We start from the raw sequence: 20,655 nt of genomic DNA, 5'->3' as shown, positions 1-20,655 counted from the left end.
TAGCTGTACGGTTGTGAATATCGACAGCATTTGACCTTAAAAACTACTGAATATCAAGTCACTGCGCCTAGTCTGTGACGAATGTGAGTTTCGCGGGGCTGGGGGAAGTGGCAAAGAACTTTGTATCTTTTTGCCACTTCCCCCAGCCTGTTGTTTTAGGAAACAAATTGTAATGTGAGGTAAAGTTGATGAAAAGTGAGATTAAACGACAATTTCTAACTGTCTTAGCGGGGGCGATCGCGATCGGCAGCCTAGCTTTGAGCGCTAAACCCAGCCAAAGCCAATCAGCGTCAGGCTTTATGTGTGACACATCCTCCGGTTCACCATCGACGGTTTACCAAAACCGCCAAGGGGTACGGGAGGTTTGGATTAACTGGGTTTCCGACTACTTCCGCGACTCTGGCTACGATCCCATGACGCGCTGCCGCGAAGTTAGCGGGCGCTTGGAAACCTTCCGCCAGAACAAACAGCTAAAGTTTGTGACAGTTGGCTACATGAACGGACAGCGAGTGATTTGCACCGCTAGTCAAGTCAACTCACGCTGCGACGGCTTAATTTATACACTCAAACCAGGTCAAGACGCGGTTCGCACATTGTATCAATTCATGGGGTTGCGCGAGGGGCAAGCGGGTGCGCCTGCGCTGTCTGAAAGCGATGCGATGCCTTACATTGACGCGCGCCCACGGTTAGGGGACGAAGGCGGCAACTCTGTAGCACCTCCTGCGCCGGCTAACAATCAGCCAGCACCGGCTAACAATCAGCCGGCACCTCAACAGCCCACTGGTGGTGGAATGCGGGAGCTTTAAGGTGAGCAATTTGCTACGCATCGTGGCAATTTGTGCGATCGCGGCGAGTCTTTTTCCAATAAGAATCGCCGCTCAACCGGTGATGGCGAATTATGGGGTTGCTGACAGTCAAAGTGCCAATATTGAGCGGTTGGCGAGGTTGATGACTGTGCGAATTTTAACACCGAATTCTTCTGGTTCCGGGGCGATCGTCCGGCGACAGGGGCAAGTTTATACGGTGCTGACGAGTTGGCACGTTGTGGCTTTCAGCCAGCAGCATACCATTATTGCGCCCGACGGCCAGAGGTATCGGCTTTTGAGAGCGCCGTTGCAGTTGGGAAATGCGGATCTGGCGATCGTCCAATTTCGCAGTTCCATTCAGTATCAAGTAACCCGAATTAGCACTGATTTATTAACAGTAGGAGCACCTGTATTTGCCGCAGGATTTCCCATGTATCGGGGAGGTAGTTCAACTACTACATTCGACCAAGGAATTCGGGCATTTCGGTTTACTCAAGGTGTTGTATCAGTGCTGCCGCCAAAATCACTCGCTCAAGGCTATCGTTTGGGTTACACAAATGATATTGCTGTCGGGATGAGTGGCGGGCCAATTTTTAACAGTCAGGGGTTATTAATTGGCATTAATGGGCGGGTAAAAAATCGCGATCCAGATTTTGGAGTGTATGCGTTTGAAGATGGAACAGAACCGTCAGGGACAATGTTAGAGCAAATGGTTAATTCTAGTTGGGGAATTCCAATTAGTACCTATTTGCGATTTATTTCGTCTTACAGTCGATCGGCAAATTACCCATTATCCGCCAGGGATTAAAATCCACGGGGCTTTTAGCTAAAGTCCTCTAAAGAGGACTGAATTTTTCAGTCACTCGGCGATTGAAATCGCTTCTACAAAAACGAAGTCCGCCTACGCGGACTAAGAAATAAGCGGGATATTTAGTCCACTTAAGTGGACTTCAGCTTTGAGACAGGGATTTCAATCCCTGTCGGATCGGCGAGAAAGTGCAAGATATTTAGTTTCAGATTATCAACGGAGTTAGTTTATGAATTTAGGTTTTAATCGGTCTAATTACATTCCTGGAATTATAGCAGGAACGGTAGCGGTAGCAACAATTGCGATCGGTCAGCCCGCAATGGCAAAAACGGCTAGAGAAGTAGCTCGAATTGCCGTTCCAACTACAGTACAAATTAATAATACTCTAGCTAGTGATAAAGGCGGTTCTGGGGTAATCATTGCTAAGAAAGGCAAGATTTACACGGTGTTGACGGCGAATCATGTGGTGATAAATCCTAATTCCGAGTACGTAATTGTTACTTCTAAGAAGAAAGAGCATAAAGTGACGGAAGTGAAAGGTTTTCAGAATAATGACAGCGGGCCTGATTTAGCAATTGTGATGTTTGAGAGTGACGAGGAATATTCAGTTGCACCGATTAGTAATTCGGATGAAGCGGAGATCGGTTCAGGGGTTTATATTTCGGGGTATCCTTTGCCTGCGGGTGTGGGGAGTCAAGAACGGGAATATCAGTTTACGAATGGGCAAGTTACGAATGTGCGATCGAGTAACGATCAAGGATATACGATGCGTTACGACGCAGTGACGCGGCGGGGAATGAGCGGCGGGCCTGTTTTTGATGTTAGTGGCCGAGTGATTGGAATTCACGGACAGGGAGATACTGTTGGGCGGGTGCAAAATGAGGCTGGGGGAAGGCAAGAAGAAGTAAAAACGGGGTTTAATTCAGCGATTCCGATTAATACTTTTGTGGGGATGATGTCGCAGGTGGGGATGGAGAAATCTGCTTTGAAGGTGGATGAGAAACCTGCGGAAAATGCGGATGCGGAAGAGGTAAAACCTGGGGAAGCGCAGGGTTGGTTTGGAGATTTTGCTCAAGAGGTATTTAAGGATGTGATTCAGAGGGGAATTCGGAGAATTTTGCCGTTTTAGAGTTGTAGGGGCGGGTTCACCGATCGATTTTGCCACCCACCGATAATCTTAATAAACCCGCCCCCACCCAATCAATAACCCCCGAATAACTATTCGCGCCTCACCGTTAAATTCAATTAATTCTCGATCTATGGGTGGGGTGGGGGCGGGTTTACATAATTTTTGGATGGGTGTCGAATATCTAGGCGAACCCGCCCCTACAGGGTTAATTGGAACATTATTTAATCATTGAATTGAGGTAAATCATGCGTCGTATTCGTCTTTTTGCTCTGGGTATTGTCAGCTTTTTTGCCGTTTTAATGGGTGCTTTACTTGCTCCTGGTACGTTTGTCAACCGGGCTTTATCGGCTGCACTTTGTACGGTTTTTAGTTTTAATTCTACTATTTGCACGGTGAATTTAGTTAATTCGTCCGATCGGGTGGTGGCGGCGACTCCGCCTGCTGTGGAAAGGAATATTTCGGATTGGTTGGTGCAGCGAGAGCCGGGGGAATTTGATGATGCACCGAGTGCTCCGTCTGGGAGTAATCCGCAAGCGCCGCCGTTTCCTCAAGATCCGGGGCCGAATCAGCCATTGCGTCCTGATTTTGGCGATTCTGATTCGGGTACAACTCCTAACGTGCCAGTTCCTCGGAATATAACTTTTCAAAATGATGGAGCGGGAAATGCTACTTTCACAGTAGATCAAAATGGATGTTCACGAAAATATGATTTTAAATCTGATGGAAACAAATCTCATATAGAATCTGTTACCCTTGATCTTCCTGTTAATGAAAGTAATGTATGTAACAACTTATCAACTCAAATGTATGCTAAATTTACATCTGACGGTAAAGAGGTAATTTTTAGCTCAAGTAATAATGCACCACCTGTAAAAATTCAAGGTATAGATGGTCGTATTTGGACAATTACTTACACAGATGAATCTGGTAAGAGGATCATTAAGCAAGTTTCTCTCGAAGTTATAGGGCAAAGCGAACAACCTAAGCAACTTATAATTAGTAGAGAGTTTGAATATAATCCAAGCAAAATTCATAAATTTGCAAGTAAAAGCCCTATATATTCTGATTTTTTTATCCTTGCAAAGTTGGATAAAGATAATTGTGAATCCTTGAGGGCACAATGTGAACAAGGATTGTGGGTTAAAAAAAATTTAGAGCCAATAATAAAATCATTAATAGGTGAATTGAAAGGACTCTTCGCAGGATTTGTGATATCAAAATCGCTCCTGGGTATAGTTATTTCACTGGCACTTAACTTACTTCCAGAGATAAGTAGCTTAGAATGTACTACCCTGTTTGGTGATAAGTATGCCTCCGATCAAGTTAATAAGTGGCGACAAGATAATAAAAATATTCAAGATTGGATGGATAAAGCCAGAAAAAGTTCAGATTGCGATCATAGTGGAACAGTTGTAACTGCCAGAATCTCACAGGTTGATGATGTAGCCAGAATTTATATTGATGGTAAAATAGTCTTTGAAGGTTTCTATGCTTATGGTGGGAAAGGAGGCGATACAGGTTGGCAACCTATTAATGTTGGTAGTGGTAGGCATCAGGTCAGACTGGTAGTCGAGAATACCTATACTGGTGAATCAGGAGGATGGTTTGAAATTAAGGTTAACGGCGAACTGAAAATTAATCAGGGTCGTCCTTTCCAAAAAGATCGGATTACTGGTATTAAATACGATCAAACAACCACGCTCGAAGTTCCTTAATGTGTAGTAAATGGATAGTAAAATGTGGGCTAAGATTCCTGGTAAAATATTGAATAAAATCTGTAGGGGCGGGTTCGCCGATAAATTATACCACCCACCAATAACCTTGATAAACCCGCCCCCACCCAACCAGTAACCCCTCACAAATATCCCCTCTCAACCGTTAAATTCAATTAATTATTGATTTCTCGGTAGGGTGGGGCGGGTTTACATAATTTGTCGATCGGTGTCAAATATCACAGGCGTTCCCGCCCCTACAGGCTTTACCAAAAAAACAGGCGATCGCTGTGTCAATAGTAAAATTTACTTGGCTCGATCGCTCGTTCTATAATCTAAAAATAATCTTTGTAATTACCAATTCAGGTCTTGCTAAAAATAAGATATAATTTTAAATTGACCATACTAATCTTACAAAATTAAGTAAATGAAACTACCTAATGATACCATTATTGCTGAGGCAAAAATAACTCAGTATTTGCTCAAGTTCTTATTAGAAGATGATAAATCTTTGTTTCTTGCACAAGCCAACTATACCCAAGACAACTGGCAACAACTAGAAAAAGACTTAAGAGAACAAATTTTGCCTCTGGATGCAACACCAACCGAACAAACGCGCTATGGTAATAAGTATGAAATTCGCGACACGTTAACTGGCCCTAACGGCATAAGCCTGCGAGTAGTGACTGTTTGGATGACTGAGTTTCCATCCCAAAAAACCAAGTTTATCACCCTATATCCCAATAAGGAGGTATAAAATGAAATTTCCCTTGTTTAAAAGAGTAGCTTTACGAACCGATGTACCCAAGTACAAACTCTGTCGAGGAGATATTGCCACTATTGTTGAGCATCATCCCCACCCCGATGAGGATGGCTACAGTCTCGAAGTTTTTAATGCTTTAGGTGAAACTATAGCTGTAATTACCTTAGCTGAGTCGGAAATTGAACCGTTGATGTCTAATGAAGTTTTACGTGTCAGGACTTTGACTGAGGCTGCATAAATAAATATCCCATACTCATCGCTTTTTTGGGGAAGAGCGATCGCGTTTCTGGATGAGAAGGGCGATCGCTAGTTTTAAATAAACTCCACACGCCCTGTCAGATCGTCCAAATCAAGATACTCCCAAATCAATACCAAACTTCTCAAAATTTCTCCAATCGAGCGACTATTTTTCTGGCAGTAAATAATCCCATTATGAGGTAATCCAGTTTGATTTATCCTTAAAAAATCTGCATCTTGAGTAAAAATTACTCTCCCTTCGGCTATCGCAAATTCTACATGAAGTTCATCAGGCTTTCCCAATAAGCCTGCTTCCGTTGTAGTCGTCACATTAATCTCATACCTTCGCAGGCTGATCGCAATAGCATTACTTACATTTTCATCCAAATGAAAGTTAAGAGTTCTTGACATTTAGGCTTTTTAATTTTTGCTGAAGGATAGACGGATTTTGGGCTTGTAACCCGCGAACAAAGGTTTCATCTTCTCTAATTTGTGTCCTAATTTCTTCACGACGATCGTGATAATAAGTCAAAGCTGCATAAACATCAGCTAGAGTAATTGAAGGATAATGGTAAATAATCTCCTCTGGTGACATTCCCATTTCCTCATGCCAAATTACCACATCTTGTACCTTAATTCGATGTCCAGTAATGCAAGGTTTCCCACCGCAAAAACCGGGATTAATTGTAATATGTTCAGAAATTATGTTTACCATAAATTAGCCTTTGAGTCAGTTTTATTAGTTCGTCTAATAGATATATTTTATCAGTTAATAATCAGAGAACTATATATTTATTTTATTTGACACAAACTCGGCTGTCAAGCCAGTCGTGGGGAATGCTTCGCCCCTACAGATATTATGGGCGCTCGCTTTTATTTTGCGAAGAGCGATCGATCCTTTGTGTGGAAGGGCGCTCGCTCTTCTTCCATCCGCGTTAATCTGTGGTAAAAAAGGGCGCTCGCTCTTTCCCAAAAACAGGCGATCGCTGTGTCAATAGTAAAATTTACTTGGCTCGATCGCCCGTGCTATAATGTAAAAATAATCTTTGTAATTACCAATTGCTAAGATGACCCAAGCTGAACAAATATCGATTTCCTTACCGCGATCGCTAGCACAGTTTATTGAAAGCTACAAAATTGCCAAGGGCTGCGAATCTGACTCCCAAGTAATAGAAGTAGCACTGAAGTTATTAAGGCGTTTGGAACTAGAGTTGGCCTACCGAGAAGCATCTCTAGAAAATGACCCGGATTGGGACGCGACAGTTGCAGATGGACTGACAGATAAAACGTGGTGAAATTTACTATGCAAACCTAAGCCCTGCGGTGGGTTCCGAGATGGATAAACGCCGTCCCATGTTAATAGTCAGCAATGATGCCAATAACCGTGCTGCAAATACAGTCACGATTTTACCGATTACGTCAAATGTTACTCGCATTTATCCTTTTGAGGTATTGCTAAATCCAGAGGAGAGTGGTTTGTCCAAACCTTCAAAAGTGCAAGCACAGCAAGTGCGGACAATTTCTAAACAGCGAATCAACAGTGACGTAGTAGGAAGTATAACTGAGGAAATCATGCAGTTGGTAGATGCTGCTATTAAATTGCATTTAGACTTGGATTAAGGGCGATCGCACTTTACTCAAAAATGCGACCGTCCTTCTCCCATCCGCGTCAATCTACGTGCATCTGCGTTTCAAAAAAAGTACGATCGCTCACATTGACAAAACTTCCCTAACTCTTTTGACTAATTCTGAGAATCGTCCTCAAAAGTTTCTTCAAATCCCGCTAAAAAATCATCCAAAGCTTCAGAGGCGATCGCCAAATTAATATTATCAGCATCTTCCCATCCCCACGTATTCACCCCAACCACTTGACCGGCCATATTAATCAGCGGCCCGCCGGAATTTCCCGGATTAATCGCCGCATCCGTTTGTAACACCTTTACCTCAGCAACACTATCATCTTCTTCGTCGCCTTCTTCATACTCGTCAGGTTCTCGAATAGCACTCACAATACCTTGAGTTACAGTTGAAGCAAACTGCCCCAAAGGATTGCCCACCGCAATTACTCTATCTCCCACTTTCACATCAAAAGACAACTCTAGGGGAGGATATTCTTGGGGAAATTCCACTTGTTCCCCTGTGTTCTGGTCGAAGGTAAAATCGCTAATTAAGAGCAATGCTAAATCTTCTTCGGCATTACCAGTAAACACCACCTCTGCCAATCTCAATTTTCCGTCATGAGTTTCCACTAAAACCTGTTCGACTTCATCTTCTTCATAGAAGTAATCTTCATCGGCAATATCTTCTACAACGTGATAGTTAGTGACAATTATGTCCGGCGATACAAAGAAGCCGCTCCCTGAAGAAATCTCTTCTTCTGTATCCCAATCCATGACGTAAATTGAAACTACGGACGGCAAGACTTGCTCGACTACATCCGAAAAATTTCCTGCTTGAGTTTTGAACTCTTTCAATTGCTTCTGCAAAGCTTGTTGGTCTGCCTGCATTTTGCTGTAGAGTTGCTGAACCTTTTTCAATTCCAGCTTTAATTGAATTTCTCTAGCGCTCATATTTTGCCTTTACCTGAAATAAATTGCTGATTAATTTTGGATGTGCGATTGTAGATTTTGGATGGGTATGTTAATATTTCTAGGACTTACGAAAAAAAACCGGTTTTTACCATAAATCTTGGGCCATAAAGCGAGACTTACATCAGAAACCGGGTTGATTAACACCCGTGCGGAGCGTCCTAAATTAGTCAGATATTTTTGAAATCTATCGCGCAAGTCCTATCTAAAATTCCATCAAAAATCTACAATCAGACTGCTACTCTACCTGTTTTGCCAAAGCAAACCGCCTGTTATTTTTATTTTACAAAAGGCGATATATCGCGTCTCAAAGCATTGACAAAGAGATGCGGATCGGTTTTATGAACCACGTTGAACTTCGACAAATATTTCCTCTAAAATTGCACTAGCACCCTGTTGGCGCAGTCGGTGAGCGAGGTCAATTCCCAGCATTTCAGCAGTCTCGGCGGCGCCGGAAACACTATCTTTGACGAATCGCTTGCCGTCGAGACTCGATACCATTCCAGTTAAGGTTAGTTGACCGTTTTCTATTTTGGTATTGACACCTATCGGCACTTGACAGCCGCCTTCTAATTCCCGCAGAAATGCGCGTTCGGCATAACATCTTTGGGCGGTTTCCGAGTGTTCGAGAGCTTTAATCACTTCCATGATTTCTGTGTCTCCGGCGCGGCATTCGATACCCAAAGCACCTTGTCCGACGGCGTGAAGGGAGATTTCAGCAGGGATAATTTGGTGGATGCGATCGCCCATTCCCAATCTTTCGAGGCCGGCAACTGCTAAAATAATCGCGTCGTAACCGCCCTCATCTAATTTAGCCAGTCGAGTATTGAGATTGCCACGAATATCTTTAAATTCAAAATGAGGGAAATGGTGCCGCAGTTGAGCCAGCCGCCGCAGGGAAGAAGTGCCGATTACTGAACCTTCTGGGAGGGTGTCGAGTTGCTTGTCTTTGTGCTTGGAGTGAACTACCAGGGCGTCAGCGGGATTTTCCCGTTCGGTGACGCATCCTAAAATTAAACCTTCGGGCAAATTGGTAGGCAAATCTTTGAGGGAATGAACGGCAAAGTCCGTTTCATTGTTAATCATTCCCGTTTCTAATTCTTTGGTGAAAAGTCCTTTATCGCCAATTTTAGCGAGGGCGACATCAAGAATTATGTCCCCTTGGGTGGACATGGTGTGGACTTCAAAAGTGTGTTGCGGGAAGTGTTTCTGTAGCTGTTCTTGCACCCAGTGGGTTTGCACGAGAGCGAGTTGGCTTTTGCGGGAACCGATGCGAACGGTTCGGGAAGGGGCAGATGTGGTTGGGGACATAAGATCGATCGGAGGATAGCTTGAAATCAGCCAATATATTCACCTGATCTAGCGTACCGCAGGTGGGGACTTTAATTGCTGGTTGGGATAATTCGGGCGATAAAATAGAAATACCAGATTTTGACCGCCTGTTTGAAAAAAGGATGCAACGGTAGGCCAGCTCCAAACCTTTACATAATAAGCCCTTGCCCATCTAAAATCTAAAATCTAAAATCTAAAATCGCATGACCGCCTGTTTGAAAAAAGGATGCAACGGTAGGCCAGCTCCAAACCTTTACATAATAAGCCATTGCCAATCTAAAACCTAAAATCTTAAATCTAAAATTGTATGACCGCCAGTAGCAGTCAGCCTTGATGATGTTTCCCGTCCAGCATTCGGCGTCGCTTGCACTCGAGCCGATCGACATTCCGAAGCAAAGGCTGCCGGCGATGTACGATTTACCTAGGGTCGAGCCGGATGAACCTGGTTGGCATGAGGAGTTAGCTTAGCTGCAGCGAGAAAGAATTAGCTCAAAGGTTGGGGGATGTGGGGAGAGAAATGTAGTTGCGAGGGGAAAAGGGCGATCGAAGTTGCGATCGTACTTCTAAAGCCACCAAATAGCTTAGCATCAAAAGTGAATTTGTCAAATTACTCAAATCCTAAAACTATGAAAAGTGCTCTTGACGTAGCTCGTTACTTTTTATGTCGTGTCGATCGAGAAGCAGGCGATACCATTTCTGGGCTGAAACTGCAAAAGCTCGTGTATTATGCACAAGCTTGGAGTTTAGTCTTTAGAAGCCAGCCGCTATTCGATCGAGATATTGAAGCTTGGGTTTCCGGCCCCATTGTCCGCGATGTTTGGGATCAGTACAAAGCTTACAAATATAGCGATATTCCCGCTCCCGATAATTTTGAAGAAGAATTTGATGAAGATGAAATCGAGGTTCTCGAAGAAGTTTGGAATGCTTATGGAGAATTAAGTGCTAAACATCTTGCAGAATTGACGCAATCAGAGACACCTTGGCTCAACGCTCGCCAGGGATTAGAACCTGCGGAAACATCAACTAAAATCATCTCCCGCGAGGATATGAAATCCTGCTATGCACCTTTGGTGGAGGCATAAGTGCAGTTTCATTGACAAAAGGGCGATAGACCTTTTAGCCCTCAGCTACGGCAATCAATAACTGAACTTCAATTCCTAAAGTCCGAGCACTGCGAGCCAAAGCTTCATCGCCAGTCACCAAAAGCAACTGATTAGAACTTGCTACTGCTAAATGCAGTGCATCTAAGGTACGCAACGGTACTTCAAAGCGGCTAATCCAATCGCGAGCTAAATTGTAATGAATTGGCTCTAAGGGGATGCGAGTATAAAAATTTTCATCCAAGTCAGTTTGAAAATCGAGCGCTATTTGTCTTGCCTCTTCTGGAGAAATTTTCCTCATTCGCAATTTGCGGGCAACTGCTGAAAACAGTTCCACCTCAACTAATTGACTTAGTGCGGGTGTGTCTTCAATCCTCAGCAATTCATCAACAGCATCGCTGAGAGCTTCTGGTAAATAGAAGGGGACAAGAACGCTGGTATTGTAAAACTTTATTAAATTTGTAGTCAGTAGTAAGCAGCGATGGTATTTTGTAGTCAGGAGGTGAAAATGAAACTACCTGACTACGCTAAAGCAATAGGCATAAGCTACACAACCGCTTGGCGCTGGTGGAAGGCAAACAAACTGCCACATCCTGCAAGGCAGACAGAAAGCGGACTGATCATAGTTGATTATTCACCGCAATTTTCATCAAATAAAACAACAAATCGAGTCGCTATTTACAGTCGAGTATCTTCTTCGGAAAACAAAGATAATCTCAACCGCCAATCGGAGAGGTTGACTGAGTACGCAATTGCCAATGGCTATCAAATCGTTAGAAATGTCAAAGAAATTGGCAGCGGATTGAACGACCACCGAAAACAATTAGAATCACTGCTACGACAAGACGACTACGACATTTTATTGGTTGAACACAAAGACCGTTTGGCTCGATTTGGTACAAACTACTTAGATGTTCTGCTATCAAGATTAGGAATTAAGTTGGAAATAGTCAATTTAGCAGAAAATGGAAAAGATGAATTAATGCAAGACTTAGTAGCTATAGTTACTAGCTTTGCTGCTCGACTCTACGGACAGCGACGCGCCAGTAGGAAGACAGAAAAAATAATTGCCGAGTTGAAAGACGGAGACTCTGAATGCAGTTAACAGAAAGGCACATCATTAAATCCACGTCACACCGTTTTGCTCAAATTGACGAACTAGCTTTCAAGTCCAAAAATCTGTATAATGCCGCCAATTACGTCATTCGCCAGAGCTTTATTTATGGATGGAAGTACGTCAACTACAATGAAATGAACCGATTGATGAAGTCTCATGAAGCCTACAAGAATTTGCCTGCCAAAGTAAGTCAGCAAATATTGATGGTGCTAGACAGAAACTGGAAGTCGTTCTTTGAAGCTATTAAAGCTTACAAAGCCGACCCTTCAAAATTTACGGGTCGTCCAAAATTACCAAAGTACAAAGACAAGGTAAAAGGTCGAAACCTTCTCGTTTATACGATTCAAGCGATTAGCAGCAAACAATTGAGAAACGGAGTCATCAAACTTTCCGGTACTAACCTATCAATTAAAACTAAAGTTAGCCCCGATCGGATTTGTCAAGTGAGGTTGATTCCAAAATGTGATGCCTACGTAATTGAGGTGATTTATGACGAGCCGGAGTCCACCGTCAAAGAGAGTAGCTTTGTAGCAGGTATTGATTTGGGACTGAATAATTTAGTGGCGTTAACTTCAAATCAACCAGGATTTGTTCCTTTACTGATTAACGGGCGACCATTAAAGTCGATCGACCAGTTCTATAACAAGCGTAAAGCACAATTACAATCTCAATTAAAAGGGAATTGTAAAACCTCGCCACGAATTCAACGACTAACCCGCTGTCGCAATCAAAAAATCGCCAACTATTTGCACCAGGCAAGTCGCATAATTGTCGATTTTTTGGTGGCGCAGCAAATTGGGACATTAGTTGTCGGTAAAAACGAACAGTGGAAAACAGAGATTAACTTAGGTAAACAGACGAATCAAAATTTTGTCAGTATTCCTCATGCTCGATTAATTGAGATGTTAGAATACAAAGCTTTTTTAGCTGGTATTAAGGTGATCGTCCAAGAGGAATCGTACACATCCAGAGCAAATTTTCTGGGATTAGACCCAATTCCTGTTTACGGAAAAACAGAAAAAGAGCCTGTCTTTACTGGAAGAAGAATTAAACGTGGCTTGTATAAAACGTCCACTGACCAACTAATTAATTCTGATGTTAACGGATCTTTTAACATCATCAGAAAAGCAATCCCAAATGCTTTCAGCGATGGGATAGGGAGCTGCGTAGTTCAGCCGAGGCGGGTTAATCCGCTCAAAGTAAAAGCGAAGGGAGAGGGACTGGAAGCCTCTCATGTCTATAGATGACTATACTTTTACTAGCTATCTATATAAATCAATACCGTGCTTCCTCCCTTAGCCTAATGACTGTTGCACTCATCGGCTCGCCCTTGACATTAATGGAGTTTCGGAATGCTTTACGCCTAGCTAACCGCTGCTCCTTGGATAGCGGCGGGACTACGCGAGCTACTACTTGGCCTTCCTGTACGATCGTCACTTCTTCTCCTTTGGCCACCTTTTCCAAGATGGCTTGCAGACTCTGCTTGGCTTCTTCAACGCTAATCGCAGGCATCTCATTAGTTTTTTAGGTACTTTTTAAGTGTACAGCAACGGGATATTTAATGCGAAAAAGGTCGATCGACCTTTTCCATTCCCCACCCAAATTTAACGTTGCCCTGCTTGAAGTGCAGAATTTGCTATCTGGACAACTTCTTGCTGCCGTGCGTTTTTCCTTGTGACTCGGTACAGCACCCCCAGCCTTTGCCACTCAACAAAAGCAGTGCAGTAAGCACCGCAATTATTGAAATAAATCCCCCTGAATCCGCCCGCCAATTCAACGCTTCTGTAAGTATCCTGCGGCAATTGCGAAGGAGGCGAAAACGGTTCATTTCTTTTAGCTTCGATTGTGCCGAAATAACAGGCTACCGCGCGGCATCCTTTGCCTAAATACATTCCTACAATGTAACCGTGGGCCCCCGCTTGCACGTCAAAATCAAGTTGCTGAATGTCAGATAAAGGAAGTCTACTCGGAAGAAAAACAGGCACTCGCGTTTTGCCTTTGATTTGCCGAAAGATGTTACTCGCAGGAAAAATACTGTTAGCTTGGTTGGCACCTGAATTATCGGGGATTGGGGGAAACTTTTGCACAAAACTCCTCCACTGCACAACTCTATTTTTAGCAATGTTCAAAGTGGGAATAGAGTATTTTTCTAGCGCAAAAGAAGGGCGACCGTTGGTCAGGTTGAAGCTGCGGCGAATCACTGTAATTTCTGGTTTCCCTAACCCGTAAGCTGTGGCTGTGGAACGGGCGAGATTGCAGCTAATTTTGAAGCGTCCCATCTCAATATTGCCATTTTCGGCTTGATAAGACCAATTGTAACCCTCAGAAGCCCGATCGCGATCGCACAGAAAATGAGAAATCTCAAACATTTTGGCAATATGAACATCGTACAACCGCAACTTGCGGCTGCCGGCAGATTTTGCAGTGTTGCGATCGGGCACAATAAATTGTATCGGTTGCCAGCTATCTTCAGGGGAATAATTAAACCAGCGGATTTCTGTAATCGGGAGTTCAGTCCTTGCTAACGCTGAGTTTGGTTTTAAAGGTGCGTGAAGCGAAGCTATCCCGTTCCCCGCAGGGGTTCCCGTTCCCCGTAGGGGTTCCCGTAGGGTAGGGTAGGGAATAGTAAAAGCGGTCACCACACCAGCAAAAATCGCCGCAAATAGCCATCTTCCACTCATCCTGATTTCCCCCGAAGTAGGTAAGTGCAAAAAAATATAGCATCTTGTAAGGGGCGAGTGCGAGTTAATATCTCCCATACAAATCTCTCATACAATAACGGTAAGGTGCACCGTGCACACCCTACCGATAGAAGTTTTGCGTACCCGACTACAAAGCTTAACGCTTCCGAGCTAAAATAGCAGAATTTGCTATTAAAATTAAATCAGATTCCCGTCCATTCTTAATTGCTACAGTATACATAAAATTCTGACTTTTCCACTCAATATTTGCTGTGCAGTAAGCCCCGCAACCATTGTGAAAAACTCCTTGCACTCCGCCCGCAAGTTGAACATTTTTTAAAGTCTTAGTTACCCCTTCTAATTTAGTAGAAAACTCACCGCCTTTCTGACCTCGAATTTCCCCAAAAGTGCAAGCTCCCGCACCTCGGCAATCTGCTGTATACTCCATAGAAATAGTATAGCTGTCCGTTTTTGCTTGGCTTTGATAGTAAAGCTTCTGCGAAATAGGAAGCCGGCTGGGGATAAAAATTGGTACTTGTGTTTTGCCTTTTAACTTTTGCAAAATTTGACTTACCGGAACAGCCGTACCAGCTACAGCAACAGATTTGGTTTCCGGCGGTCGCTGCGACAATTCCGACGCACCAAAAACTCCCGATACAGGTACTAAAGCAGTCAATACACACGCCGAAGTCGCCAAAAGTAATAATTTATTGTTCACTGTTTTTTTCCTTGCTGCCGAAACAGTCCAGTTTTTCGGTGAAGCGCCTTCACCTATTTACAACGATACTCCAAAATACAAAGCTCACAATAGGCAGTCAGAAAAAAAGCAAGTTTAATTTTTTTTACACATTCACTAAAATCGGCAGTTCCCGATAAAATAGAAAAGGCGACAAATTTAGGAAGAGAACGTGGAACTGCAAGATTATTTACGCCAGCACGGATTGGAAACCTTGTCCGAAACTTATCATATCAAAGTTACCCGCCACCGCCAAGAACCCGATCTAGTCTGTCTGAAATACTCGCAGATAGAATCTCCCTTGGGCGAAAAAATAGTCCAGCAGTGCCGAGGCATTATTTTAGATTCATCTCAAGATTGGCAGATAGTTTCTTATCCCTACGACAAATTTTTTAATTACGGAGAAATTCACGCCGCTGCAATTGATTGGAAAAATGCCAAAGTTTATGAAAAACTAGACGGTTCTCTGACTGTACTGTATTTTTACAAGGAAGAATGGAGAGTGCAATCTAGCGGCACTCCCGACGCCACGGGCGAAGTTAACGGTTTTGGGTTCAGCTTTGCCGAACTGTTTTGGAAAGTCTGGCAAGAATTGGGATATCAATTGCCGGAAGAAACCGATAAATGTTTTATCTTTGAGTTGATGACGCCTTACAATAGAATAGTTGTCCAGCAACAAAAAAATCAAATCGTGCTGCACGGGGTTCGCAACACTCAAACTCTGCTAGAAACAGACCCGAGTCTTTCGGCTAATAAATACGGCTGGGAATTGGTCGCATCCTATCCTTTAACTAGCTGGAAAGAAGTTATCGAAGCGGCTCAACATTTAGACCCGATGGATTCGGAAGGGTATATTATCTGCGATGCTAACTTCAACAGAGTTAAAGTAAAGTCTCCGCAATATGTCGCGATTTCCCATCTGCGCGAAGGGTTTTCGACCCGCCGCCTGATAGAAATTGTTTTAACTAATGAAGGAGAAGAGTTTTTAGCTTATTTTCCTGAGTGGAGTGAGTTGTATCAAAAAGTTAAGGACAAATATCAATCTTTGGTTGAAGAAATCGAGGCAGCTTACCGACAGCACGAACATATCGAAGTTCAGAAAGATTTTGCATTAGCTGTGAAACATTTGCCGTATTCCGGGATTTTGTTTTCTTTGCGCGCCCGAAGAGTTGCGGGAGTGAAAGAAGCTCTCCGTGATGTTAATATCTATAAAATAGAGGAGCTATTGGGTTTAGATTACATCCACCTAGGATTGTGAAGAAGAAGGCATGACACGGATTTTGACAAGGATAAACGGATGAATTATCAAGCGTGAGGCAGATGTTTAAGGAAGAGGGAAGTTCGGCAACTAGCAATGTACGGGATGTAACGGATATAACGGATGGAATGAAGAGGTAAGTATTTAAACAATGCCCAATGCCCAATGCCCAATGCCCAATGCCCAATGCCCAATTACCAATTACCATGAAAAGAGTTATTGTACTTGTCGGTTTACCTGCTTCGGGAAAATCTCAATTTGCTAGGGAATTGCTGCTGTCTGAACCTGCAAAGTGGGTGCGTAGCAATAAAGATTTGCTCAGAGAAATGGCTCACGCTTCTCATTGGTCGCCGGCAAATGAAAAGTTTATTGTACAGTTGAGAGATACGATTATTTTGATGGCTTTGGAAAGCGGCAAGCACGTCATTGTTGATGATACTAATTTTGGGCCTCACATCGAGCATATCAAGGAGTTGGTTAAAGGTAAAGCTGTTGTCGAAGTTAATGATTCTTTCTTGCAAGTTCCGGTTGAGGAATGTATTAAACGGGATTTGAAAAGGCTTAATTCGGTGGGCAAAGATGTGATTATGAAGATGTACAATAAGTACGTGCGGGTTCCCGTTGGGCCGCCGGAATATAACCCGGATTTGCCGGATGCAATTATTGTTGATATGGACGGTACGCTGGCACTTCTCAACGGCAGAAATCCTTTTGATGCTTCAACGTGCGATCGCGATTTGCCCAATCCGCCCGTCTTAGATACCGTTCGCAAGTGGCAAACCAGCGCTAATATTATCGTAGTGTCGGGCCGAACAGATGACTGTCAGCCTCAAACTGAAAAATGGTTGCAGCAGTATGAGGTTAATTATGCCGCTCTTTATATGCGGAAAACCGGAGATATGAGGAAGGATGCAATTATTAAAGAGGAGTTCTATCGGTGGCATATTGCAGGGAAATATAATGTTAAGTTTGTCTTGGACGATCGCCAGCAAGTTGTTGATATGTGGAGAAGCTTGGGATTGACGGTATTCCAAGTAGATGAAGGGGATTTTTGACCTATGGTTTTTCTGACAATTGTCCCAGGCCTAATGCTACAATCAAAGTAACATTACAAAAATTTTGTTATGATAGCCATTCCCCAAAAACCCCAAAAAATGACGGTTGAGGAATATCTCGAATGGGAAGCTCAACAAGAGATTCGCCACGAATATGTCAACGGCGAAGTTTTTGCCATGACAGGCAGTACAATTCCTCATAACGATCTTGCACTTAACTTTTACACTGCATTACGCCCGCATCTGCGTTCCAGAGGCTGTCGGATGAACGTGTCAGATGTGAAATTGCAAGTCAGTTTTCAAAGCCGTTACTACTACCCTGATGTGATAGTCAGTTGCGACCCTCAAGACCTGGATTCCCGCAATTTCATTCAGAATCCTAAAATCATTGTGGAAGTTCTTTCTCCCAGTACAAGTGCTAAAGATCGGGATGAAAAATTCACTTGTTACCTAAAAATTCCTACTTTGCAAGAGTATATCTTGATTGATTCACAAAAGATTTTTGTTGAGCGTTACTGTCGGGGAGAGGGGAGAATGTGGCTGTACTATTCTTACACTGCTGGGGAGATTATCACTTTATCAAGCATTGAGTTTGATTTGCCGATCGAACTTTTGTATGAAGGTGTGGGATTTGAAACAGAAACAGAAACGTAAATGGGAATATTGAAAACCGCAATCTCTGTAGGGGCGGGTTCACCGAAATCTTTAACACAAATCAAACAATCCGATCGACCCGCCCTCCAACGCCCAATTTTACATCAACATTTGATTCAATAAATTAATAGTAAATTTGCATTTTCTATCCGCTGGGGGCGGGTTTAGGAGATTATTAATTTTTTCCATAGATGGTTGGTGAACCCGCCCCTACGGTTCATTGTTTTATCCCAATTTTATCTGGTGATGACTGGTGGGGGCGGGTTTAGGAGATTATTCATTTTCGCCATAGATGGTTGGTGAACCAGCCCCTACGGTTCAATTGTACCTGGTGTTGATTCAATACAGTTCAAACTACCGCGTCCAAGCCAGCCAGCGATTAAACAAATTTTTCACAAACGGCGTCAAACGAGTGCGATTGTAAGCATCTCCCGCTTTCCGAATTGCCTCAGCTTGCGTCGGATACGGGTGAATTGTGCTAGCAATCTTTCCCAAACCAATATTGTTAACCATTGCCAAAGTAATCTCGCCGATCGTATCCCCAGCGTGGCGCGCTACAATAGTTGCACCTAATATTTTATCGCTGCCTTTCTTGACGTGAATTTTCACAAATCCTTCCTCTTCGCCGTCAATAATTGCCCGATCGACTTGACTGAAAGGAATTAAAAATGTATCGACATCAATGCCTTTTTCCTTAGCCTCGCGATCGCCCAACCCGACGCGCGCAATTTCTGGATCTGTGTAAGTACACCAAGGTATCGTCAAAGCGCTGAGCTTTTTGCGCCCGAAAAATAGAGTGTTTTGAATTACCATCCTCGCAGCAAAATCAGCAGCGTGAGTAAATTTATGTTTCATGCAAATATCGCCGGCGGCATAAATGCGGGGATTAGTAGTTTGCAAATTGTCGTTGACAAATACGCCTGTTTGTGTATTGTATTCAACGCCAACAGCCTCCAGATTCAATCCTTCCACGTTAGGCGATCGCCCTGTACTCACAATAATTTCATCTACTGTTAGCGAGGCTTCCTTACCTTGACATTTATAATAAATTACCTTGCCTGCATTTGTTTTCTCAACGCGCTCTATTTGGGATTCTAGTATTAGTTGAATTCCTTCGCGTACAAAAGCCTGCTGCACGATTTTAGCAGCATCCGCATCTTCTTTGTCCAAAATCTGAGCATTTTTGTGCAGCAATACCACTTCCGAACCCAGCCGCCGAAAGGCTTGAGCCAATTCGCAGCCGATCGGCCCTGCGCCAATTACGGCCAAACGCTGAGGTCTTTCTGTAAGGTTAAAGACAGTTTCATTTGTCAGATACCCAGCTTCTTGTAAACCGGGAATTTGCGGTTGTAGCGCCCTTGCACCTGTAGCAATTACTGCTTTTTTAAACCGGAGAATTTGACCTGCAACTTCTATGGTAGAATTGCTAGTAAAACGACCGGAACCTAAGAAAACATCGACTCCTAATTTGTGCTGGTAGCGTTGAACAGAATCAACATCGCTGATTCCCGCCCTGATGCGGCGCAGCCGTTCCATCACAGCGGCAAAATCCACTTCTGCACCGTTAGAAACGTTAACGCCAAATTTACTGGCATTCCAGATATCTCCGACAATTCGGGAGGATCGAATCAGGGCTTTTGACGGCACGCAACCGACATTCAAACAGTCGCCGCCCATCAAATGTTTTTCAATCAAAGCAACTTTCGCGCCCAAACCTGCGGCACCTGCCGCCACAATTAATCCGGCGGGCCCCGCGCCAATTACTACTAAATTATAAGAACTAGCCGGCTGCGGATTTACCCAATCGGGCGGATGCAAATAGGAGACTAATTTCTGGTTGTGTTCGTCCATCGGGGGGACAGTTACGCGATCGACTTTTGATTGTGACATTGGCAAATCCTGCTAATTAAACACTTTCATCCAAAGCTTTGCGAGCAATCCGAGTGATAGACATAGTAACAGCGACAGTAGCAATAAAACTGATGATATTAATCAACCATTTTACTGCTGAATCTTGGGGATTTGTATACAGAGTTTCCGTGCCTATCGCAGCAATATCTCCCACCAAAGAACCCGAGTAAACGTACATAATTGTACCCGGTATCATGCCAAAGGAACCCAGCACGTAATCTTTCAAAGAAACCTGAGTAATTCCCAGAGCGTAATTCAATAAATTGAAAGGAAATAAAGGACAAAGACGAGTCAAAAAAACTATTTTTAATCCTTGTTGGGAAACTGCGCGATCGAGAGCTTTAAACTTGGGGTGAGATTCCATATATTTTACCACGCGATCGCGGCACAAATAGCGCCCGATCGCAAAAGCAAATACAGCACCTAAAATCGACGCCGCAAATACGTAAACTGAACCCCACCACAAACCAAAAATCGCCCCCCCTCCCAGCGTCAGCACCGAACCCGGTACAAACAGCACAGTAGCCAAGTTGTAAGTAGCTACAAAAGCCACCGGCCCCCACCACCCTAAATCCTCGATCCGCATTAACACAGTTCTCAAAACATCTTGAACGCAGGCAGATCTAGTTGCTACAATTAAGAGAGCGAGCAAAAGTGCGATCGAAAAAAACAACACGATGCGTTTAAATTTTACCCTAGCATAATCTTGGATTCGTTCTTTTGCCATGATTCACCCGCAAATATTTATCAGCATTATACTCGCAACTT

Annotated in this window: 24 protein-coding genes; 14 read left to right on the top strand and 10 right to left on the bottom strand. The window is 43.5% G+C overall.

Features of this window, described 5'->3' with window-relative positions; genetic code table 11:
- Positions 1-188: 188 nt before the first annotated feature.
- From OSC7112_RS13685 to OSC7112_RS13660, 6 genes are all read left to right on the top strand, one after another.
- The gene (locus OSC7112_RS13685) at positions 189-806 is read left to right on the top strand and encodes a COP23 domain-containing protein (protein ID WP_015176452.1); all 618 of its coding nucleotides are present in this window, start codon (positions 189-191) and stop codon (positions 804-806) included.
- A gap of 1 nt (position 807) precedes the next feature.
- Entirely contained in the window at positions 808-1,614 is an 807-nt protein-coding gene (locus OSC7112_RS13680) for a S1 family peptidase (RefSeq protein WP_223300831.1), read from the top strand.
- Between the two features lie 229 nt (positions 1,615-1,843).
- The gene (locus OSC7112_RS13675; protein WP_015176450.1) at positions 1,844-2,743 is read left to right on the top strand and encodes a S1 family peptidase; all 900 of its coding nucleotides are present in this window, start codon (positions 1,844-1,846) and stop codon (positions 2,741-2,743) included.
- A gap of 245 nt (positions 2,744-2,988) precedes the next feature.
- Entirely contained in the window at positions 2,989-4,458 is a 1,470-nt protein-coding gene (locus OSC7112_RS13670) for a hypothetical protein (RefSeq protein ID WP_015176448.1), read from the top strand.
- 424 nt (positions 4,459-4,882) lie between these two features.
- The gene (locus OSC7112_RS13665; RefSeq protein WP_015176447.1) at positions 4,883-5,212 is read left to right on the top strand and encodes a DUF6883 domain-containing protein; all 330 of its coding nucleotides are present in this window, start codon (positions 4,883-4,885) and stop codon (positions 5,210-5,212) included.
- A 1-nt stretch (position 5,213) separates the two neighbouring features.
- Positions 5,214-5,456 (top strand): DUF4926 domain-containing protein, encoded by a 243-nt coding sequence (locus OSC7112_RS13660; protein WP_015176446.1) that lies wholly within the window; start codon positions 5,214-5,216, stop codon positions 5,454-5,456.
- Between the two features lie 74 nt (positions 5,457-5,530).
- On the opposite strand, the gene OSC7112_RS13655 is transcribed toward OSC7112_RS13660, so the two are convergent.
- Both OSC7112_RS13655 and OSC7112_RS13650 read right to left on the bottom strand, forming a co-directional pair.
- Positions 5,531-5,866 (bottom strand): DUF5615 family PIN-like protein, encoded by a 336-nt coding sequence (locus OSC7112_RS13655; RefSeq protein ID WP_015176445.1) that lies wholly within the window; start codon positions 5,864-5,866, stop codon positions 5,531-5,533.
- Positions 5,850-6,170 carry a DUF433 domain-containing protein gene (locus OSC7112_RS13650; protein ID WP_015176444.1) on the bottom strand — a complete coding sequence of 107 codons (321 nt, stop codon included), beginning with the start codon at positions 6,168-6,170 and terminating at the stop codon, positions 5,850-5,852. The genes OSC7112_RS13655 and OSC7112_RS13650 overlap by 17 nt, the downstream gene beginning before the upstream one ends.
- A 352-nt stretch (positions 6,171-6,522) precedes the next feature.
- Here OSC7112_RS13650 and OSC7112_RS13645 point away from each other — a divergent pair, with 352 nt between their 5' ends.
- Together OSC7112_RS13645 and OSC7112_RS13640 are read left to right on the top strand one after the other, a co-directional pair.
- Complete coding sequence (locus OSC7112_RS13645; RefSeq protein WP_015176443.1) at positions 6,523-6,750, top strand: hypothetical protein; 228 nt, start codon at positions 6,523-6,525, stop codon at positions 6,748-6,750.
- A 40-nt stretch (positions 6,751-6,790) separates the two neighbouring features.
- On the top strand, positions 6,791-7,075 hold the full coding sequence (locus tag OSC7112_RS13640) for a type II toxin-antitoxin system PemK/MazF family toxin (RefSeq protein WP_263053609.1): 285 nt from the start codon (positions 6,791-6,793) through the stop codon (positions 7,073-7,075).
- A 122-nt stretch (positions 7,076-7,197) separates the two neighbouring features.
- Here OSC7112_RS13640 and OSC7112_RS13635 read toward each other — a convergent pair whose 3' ends face one another.
- Positions 7,198-8,025, bottom strand: a complete 828-nt coding sequence (locus OSC7112_RS13635) for a S1C family serine protease (RefSeq protein ID WP_015176441.1) — start codon at positions 8,023-8,025, stop codon at positions 7,198-7,200.
- Between the two features lie 357 nt (positions 8,026-8,382).
- On the bottom strand, positions 8,383-9,354 hold the full coding sequence (gene hemC, locus OSC7112_RS13630; protein WP_015176440.1) for a hydroxymethylbilane synthase: 972 nt from the start codon (positions 9,352-9,354) through the stop codon (positions 8,383-8,385).
- A gap of 647 nt (positions 9,355-10,001) precedes the next feature.
- On the opposite strand from hemC, the gene OSC7112_RS13620 reads away from it, so the two are divergent.
- A complete protein-coding gene (locus tag OSC7112_RS13620) occupies positions 10,002-10,457 on the top strand; it encodes a Panacea domain-containing protein (RefSeq protein WP_015176439.1) in 456 nt (151 codons plus the stop codon).
- A gap of 34 nt (positions 10,458-10,491) precedes the next feature.
- On the opposite strand, the gene OSC7112_RS13615 is transcribed toward OSC7112_RS13620, so the two are convergent.
- Positions 10,492-10,929 carry a type II toxin-antitoxin system VapC family toxin gene (locus tag OSC7112_RS13615; protein WP_071883983.1) on the bottom strand — a complete coding sequence of 146 codons (438 nt, stop codon included), beginning with the start codon at positions 10,927-10,929 and terminating at the stop codon, positions 10,492-10,494.
- 54 nt (positions 10,930-10,983) lie between these two features.
- Here OSC7112_RS13615 and OSC7112_RS13610 point away from each other — a divergent pair, with 54 nt between their 5' ends.
- The gene (locus OSC7112_RS13610) at positions 10,984-11,580 is read left to right on the top strand and encodes an IS607 family transposase (protein WP_015176437.1); all 597 of its coding nucleotides are present in this window, start codon (positions 10,984-10,986) and stop codon (positions 11,578-11,580) included.
- Positions 11,571-12,839 carry an RNA-guided endonuclease InsQ/TnpB family protein gene (locus OSC7112_RS13605; protein WP_015176436.1) on the top strand — a complete coding sequence of 423 codons (1,269 nt, stop codon included), beginning with the start codon at positions 11,571-11,573 and terminating at the stop codon, positions 12,837-12,839. Before OSC7112_RS13610 ends, OSC7112_RS13605 begins: the two co-directional genes overlap by 10 nt.
- 28 nt (positions 12,840-12,867) lie before the next feature.
- Here the strand turns inward: OSC7112_RS13605 and OSC7112_RS13600 are convergent, their stop codons facing one another.
- From OSC7112_RS13600 to OSC7112_RS13590, 3 genes are all read right to left on the bottom strand, one after another.
- Positions 12,868-13,104, bottom strand: coding sequence for a type II toxin-antitoxin system Phd/YefM family antitoxin (locus OSC7112_RS13600; RefSeq protein WP_015176435.1), 237 nt, complete (start codon positions 13,102-13,104; stop codon positions 12,868-12,870).
- Positions 13,105-13,196: 92 nt separating this feature from the next.
- Positions 13,197-14,273, bottom strand: coding sequence for a hypothetical protein (locus OSC7112_RS13595; protein WP_015176434.1), 1,077 nt, complete (start codon positions 14,271-14,273; stop codon positions 13,197-13,199).
- Positions 14,274-14,430: 157 nt separating this feature from the next.
- Entirely contained in the window at positions 14,431-14,991 is a 561-nt protein-coding gene (locus OSC7112_RS13590) for a hypothetical protein (protein ID WP_015176433.1), read from the bottom strand.
- A 190-nt stretch (positions 14,992-15,181) separates the two neighbouring features.
- Here OSC7112_RS13590 and OSC7112_RS13585 point away from each other — a divergent pair, with 190 nt between their 5' ends.
- From OSC7112_RS13585 to OSC7112_RS13575, 3 genes are all read left to right on the top strand, one after another.
- Positions 15,182-16,267, top strand: coding sequence for a T4 RnlA family RNA ligase (locus OSC7112_RS13585; RefSeq protein ID WP_015176432.1), 1,086 nt, complete (start codon positions 15,182-15,184; stop codon positions 16,265-16,267).
- A 206-nt stretch (positions 16,268-16,473) separates the two neighbouring features.
- Positions 16,474-17,322, top strand: coding sequence for a phosphatase domain-containing protein (locus OSC7112_RS13580; protein WP_041622521.1), 849 nt, complete (start codon positions 16,474-16,476; stop codon positions 17,320-17,322).
- Between the two features lie 69 nt (positions 17,323-17,391).
- The gene (locus OSC7112_RS13575) at positions 17,392-17,976 is read left to right on the top strand and encodes a Uma2 family endonuclease (protein WP_015176430.1); all 585 of its coding nucleotides are present in this window, start codon (positions 17,392-17,394) and stop codon (positions 17,974-17,976) included.
- A gap of 354 nt (positions 17,977-18,330) precedes the next feature.
- On the opposite strand, the gene OSC7112_RS13570 is transcribed toward OSC7112_RS13575, so the two are convergent.
- Together OSC7112_RS13570 and OSC7112_RS13565 are read right to left on the bottom strand one after the other, a co-directional pair.
- The gene (locus tag OSC7112_RS13570) at positions 18,331-19,866 is read right to left on the bottom strand and encodes a mercuric reductase (RefSeq protein ID WP_015176429.1); all 1,536 of its coding nucleotides are present in this window, start codon (positions 19,864-19,866) and stop codon (positions 18,331-18,333) included.
- A 16-nt stretch (positions 19,867-19,882) separates the two neighbouring features.
- Complete coding sequence (locus tag OSC7112_RS13565) at positions 19,883-20,614, bottom strand: TVP38/TMEM64 family protein (RefSeq protein WP_015176428.1); 732 nt, start codon at positions 20,612-20,614, stop codon at positions 19,883-19,885.
- Positions 20,615-20,655 lie beyond the last annotated feature (41 nt).

Source organism: Oscillatoria nigro-viridis PCC 7112 (assembly GCF_000317475.1).
Classification (GTDB): Bacteria; Cyanobacteriota; Cyanobacteriia; order Cyanobacteriales; family Microcoleaceae; genus Microcoleus; species Microcoleus nigroviridis.
The sequence above is the reverse complement of the archived record's forward strand: the minus strand, read 5'-3'. Positions and strand labels throughout refer to the sequence as shown.